This window comes from Caulobacter sp. HMWF025, from assembly GCF_003060965.1.
GTDB lineage: Bacteria > Pseudomonadota > Alphaproteobacteria > Caulobacterales > Caulobacteraceae > Caulobacter.
Genome location: NZ_QAII01000093.1, coordinates 1 through 2,512 on the forward strand (window position 1 = coordinate 1; position 2,512 = coordinate 2,512).

General features: G+C 62.9%; 2 protein-coding genes. Both read left to right on the forward strand.

What is annotated here, in order from left to right; genetic code table 11:
* Positions 1-461: 461 nt before the first annotated feature.
* Positions 462-1,124, forward strand: a complete 663-nt coding sequence (locus DBR10_RS10515) for a peroxiredoxin (RefSeq protein ID WP_108504331.1) — start codon at positions 462-464, stop codon at positions 1,122-1,124.
* 46 nt (positions 1,125-1,170) lie between these two features.
* Complete coding sequence (locus DBR10_RS10520; RefSeq protein WP_108504332.1) at positions 1,171-2,199, forward strand: MBL fold metallo-hydrolase; 1,029 nt, start codon at positions 1,171-1,173, stop codon at positions 2,197-2,199.
* Positions 2,200-2,512 lie beyond the last annotated feature (313 nt).

Here is a 2,512-nt window from a genome sequence, read left to right on the forward strand (position 1 = left end):
CCTTTCCCTCGCCCAGAAGGAGAGGGATTTGGCGCGCGCAGCCCGACACAGCGCCTTAAAACCTTGGACGTGAGCTCCAATTCCACGAAGGGTTTCAGGGCGGGGGAGCATCCCGAGGGATGCTTGTCTTGGGGGTGTTGAGGGGGCGATCTTTATCGACGGACGATTTTTCGTTTAGCGATAGAGGGTACGTGTCCCTGTTTTGACAGCACCCACAGCGCCTTGCGGTTCTTGAAGCGCAAGGACCAGCCGGTGATCGCTTAACCGGTGCAGAACGCTGAGAACCACGACGAGGACTAGCCATTACCTGCGGCGATATTCGCCCTGGAGGCTTCCAGGCCAATCACCACCTCCGATCATTTGGAGGCGAGCGCCTAGTTTAACGCGAGTAACTAGGCGGCGGACCGGGAAACAGGTATAGGACAACCCCGCATAGTCCATCTGGAACGGAAACAGAGTCGATGACCTTGCGGATCAATTCCGAAGCCCCGAACTTCACGGCGCAGACCACGCAGGGCGTGATCGACTTCCACGACTGGATTGGCGATGGCTGGGCCATCCTGTTTTCCCATCCCAAGGACTTCACCCCGGTCTGCACCACCGAGTTGGGCTACATGGCCGCCCTGAAGCCGGAGTTCGACGCGCGTAACACCAAGGTCATTGGCCTCAGCGTTGATCCTGTGGATAACCACGCGCGCTGGGCGGCCGATATCGAGGAAACCCAAGGCCACGCGGTCAATTTTCCAATGATCGGCGACACCGACCTGAACGTCGCGACGCTGTACGACATGCTGCCGGAAGGGGCTGGAACCACGTTGGAAGGTCGAACGGCTGCGGACAACGCCACGGTGCGCGCGGTGTTCATCATCGGCCCCGACAAGAAGATCAAGGCGATGCTGATCTACCCGATGACCTCGGGGCGCAATTTCGACGAGGTGCTGCGGCTGCTCGACTCCTGCCAACTGACCGCCAAGCACACCGTGGCCACTCCGGTGAACTGGCGTCCGGGCCAGGACGTCATCATTCCGCCGTCGGTCACCGACGAGCAGGCCAAGGCGAAGTATCCGGATGGCTGGAAGACCCTGAAGCCCTACCTCCGGGTCGTGGCCCAGCCGAAGGGCTGACGGCGCAGGGCGTTCGCGTTTAGACTAGGGCAAAGGGGGAGCCGCCATGCTGTTCGAACAAGTCGTCACGGGCGGCTGCCTGTCCTATCTGGTCGGTTGTCCCGATACGCTGGGTGCCGTGGTGATCGATCCCGAGATCAGCCAGATTGATCGCTACCGGGCCCTGGCCACCCGATATGGCCTGCAGATCCGCTTCATCATCGATACCCACACCCATGCGGATCACTTTTCGGCCGCCCAGCAGATGAGCCAACTGCTGGGCGCGCCCACGGTCATGCATGTCGCCAGCCCCGCGCCGCACGCTGGCCGTCGCCTGGACGATGGTGAAATGCTGATCGTCGGCAATCTGCGCATCCAGGCGCTGCATACGCCGGGCCATACGCGGGACTCGATGTGTCTGATCGTCGGGGATCGCGTATTCACGGGCGACACTCTGCTGATCGGCGGCACGGGCCGGACGGACCTGCCGACCGGCGATCCGGATCAGCTGTACGACAGCCTGTTTGGCAAGCTGCTCACACTGGATCCCGCGCTGCTGGTCTATCCTGCGCACGACTACAAGGGGCGATCACACTCCACCCTGGGCGCCGAGATCGCGGACAATCCCCGGCTGCAGAAGCGCGAGCGTGAGGCGTTCATCCAGATGATGCGCGATCTGAATCTGGCGGCGCCGACCCACATGACCGAGGCGCTGCGCACCAACATGACCGGCGGCAAGACGGTCGGCCAGCTGTTGGCCGAAGCGGCGGCCGAGGTGCCCCATATCGGACTGGACGAACTGAGCCGACGGCTGGCCGGGCGGCCCAACGACCTGCTGGTGCTGGATGTGCGCGAGGAGGGCGCCTTTAAGGCCGGCCATATTCCGGGCGCTCACCACCTGCCGCGCGGCCAGCTGGAGCTGCGGGTCAATGACGAGATCCCGGATCCGACGCTGCGCATCGTCACCTACTGCGAGTTCGGCAAGATCTCCACGCTCGCGGCGGCGACGCTTCGCGGCCTTGGCTTCATGCGCGCCACCGCCCTGGACGGCGGCATGAAGACCTGGCGCGAGAGCGGCTATCCCGTCGAGACCTGAAGCCTCCTAAGCCGCCCGCATCATCGATCGAAGCCGCGACTGCGTCCCAGAGCTCCAGTTACACGAAGGGCTAGACGGCGGGGAGCATTTCGAGAGTTGGCTAGCATCAGGGCTGATCGATGGGCATTCCGGTTCCTGAATAGAACAATTGGAAAGCCAACAGAAATCAGGCGTTTCCGGTGCCGAGTGAAAAATCGGTCCCAAAGAGATGGGAAACCGAATGCATTTTCTTTGCGCCCCTCCATCCGCCGCAGGGGCGGCTGGGTGGCGCGCTGGCGCGCCAAGGCGCTTCACGTGTCAGCGGAACCAGGGG